This is a genomic window from Vreelandella olivaria, assembly GCF_023507745.1.
Lineage (GTDB): Bacteria > Pseudomonadota > Gammaproteobacteria > Pseudomonadales > Halomonadaceae > Vreelandella > Vreelandella olivaria_A.
This window is the reverse complement of sequence record NZ_JALPZO010000161.1, coordinates 1-2,043: the sequence shown is the minus strand read 5'-3', so window position 1 is coordinate 2,043 and position 2,043 is coordinate 1. Positions and strand designations below refer to the sequence as shown.

Sequence of the window (2,043 nt, the reverse complement as noted above, 5' to 3'; positions counted from 1 at the left end):
GTATTGTCCAGCGACTGCGCTATTGTCAGCGTCAGGTCACTGCCCCCGCCGGTGTGCAGCATCTCGCCCTGGCGATGGCTAAGGTGATCGGCAGTCAGGGCGAGGGACTCGGCGCTGGTGGTGGCGCTGTCGAGGACGATATCCCGTGCCGTCAGGGTCAGGTCGCCCTGGCTGACGATTAGGCCATCGCTACCCTCCAGGCGTGTGGCAGCGATATTCGCCTCTCCGTCACCGGCGTGGATGATCTCGCCGTCGCCGTTGACCAGCGTCTCGGCGATATCGAGGGACAGGTCACCCGTGGCTTCCAGGCGGCCCGAGGTGTTATCGAGTTCGTCCGCTTCGAGATCAAGGTCGCCGCCGGCGGCGCTGATCAGGCCATCAGTGTTATTGAGGGCAGTGGCGGTGACGTCGATACGCTCCGCCAGCCACTGCCCCTGGGTATTGTCGATATCCCCCGAGGCCGCCAGGACCAAGGCATCGCCAGCGATCAGTTCGCCTTGCCAATTATCCAAGTCACCAATATCCAGCCGGACATTATCCCGTGCCTGCAAAGTGCCGGCGGTATTGGTCAACTTCTGAGTGGAGATCTCAAGACCGGTATTACTAGCGATCAGGCCCTCGATATTATCCAGCGACTGCTGGATCACGAGGATCAGATCGCGGTTGTCACCGGTATGCAGCATCTCGCCCTGGCGATGGCTCAGGCGCTCGGCATCCACCATGATGCGTTCTGCACTGGTGGTCGCGCCGTCGAGGACGATATCCCGGGCCGCCAGGGTCAGGTCGCCCTGGCTGATGATCAGGCCATCGCGGCCTTCCAGGCGAGTAGCAACGATGCGGGCGTCGCCGTCACCGGCATGGATGATCTCGCCGTCCTGGTTGGTCAGGGACTCGGCAACGTCAAGGGTCAGATCGCCCGTGGCTTCCAGCCGACCCGAAGTGTTCTCGAGGTCATCCGCTTGCACGCGCAGTTCGCCGCTGGCGGCGCTGATCAGGCCATCGCTGTTATTCAGACCAGCAGCGCTGACGTTTATTCGCTCCGCCAGCCATTGCCCCTGGGTATTGTCGATATCCCCCGAGACCGCCACGGCCAGGGCATCGCCAGCGATCAGTTCGCCCTGGCGATTGGTCAAGCTCTCGGCGTTGAGCGAGAGATCGCCCAGCGCCTGCAAGGTACCACCAGTGTTGATCAGTTCCGGGACCGTGATATCAAGTCCGATATTGCTAGCGATAAGGCCCTCGGTGTTGTCCAGCGACTGCCCTATGGTGAGACTCAAGTCTCGGTCGTCACCGGTATGCAGCATCTCGCCCTGGTGGTGGCTCAGGCGCTCGGCATCCACCATGATGCGTTCCGCACTGGTGGTCGCCCCATCGAGGACGATATCCCTGGCCGCCAGGGTCAGATCGCCCTGGCTGACGATTAAGCCATCGCTACCCTCCAGGCGTGTGGCAGCGATATTCGCCTCTCCGTCACCGGCGTGGATGATCTCGCCGTCGTCGTTGATCAGCGTCTCGGCGATATCGAGGGACAGGTCACCCGTGGCTTCCAGGCGGCCCGAGGTGTTATCGAGCTCATCCGTTCGCACGCGCAGCTCGTCGCTGGCGGCGCTGATCAGGCCATCAGTGTTATTGAGGGCAGTGGCGGTGACATCGATACGCTCCGCCCGCCACTGCCCCTGGGTATTGTCGATATCTCCCGTAGCAACCAGGGCCAGGGCATCACCGGCGACGAGTTCACCCTGGCGATTGTTCAGGCTGCCAGCATTCAGGTAGAGATCGCCCAAGGCCTGCAGGGTGCCAGCGGTATTGGTCAGTTCACCGGCAATGATATCGAGGCCGGCATTGCTGGCAATCTGCCCGCCGGTATTGTCCAGCGATTGCCGGACGGAAAGCACCAAGTCCTTATCGTCGCCGACCTGCAGCATCTCGCCCTGGCGGTGGCTCAGGTGATCGGCATCCAGGGCGATGGATTCGCCACTGGTGGTGGCGCCATCGAGGACGATATCCCGGGCCGCCAGGGTCAGATCGCCCTGGCTGACGATC

At 62.5% G+C, this 2,043-nt stretch carries 1 protein-coding gene; it reads right to left on the bottom strand.

All coding sequences use genetic code 11. From position 1 onward, the window contains the following. On the bottom strand, positions 1 to 2,043 hold a 2,043-nt coding region (locus HP566_RS19090), incomplete at both ends, for a hypothetical protein (protein WP_249978900.1).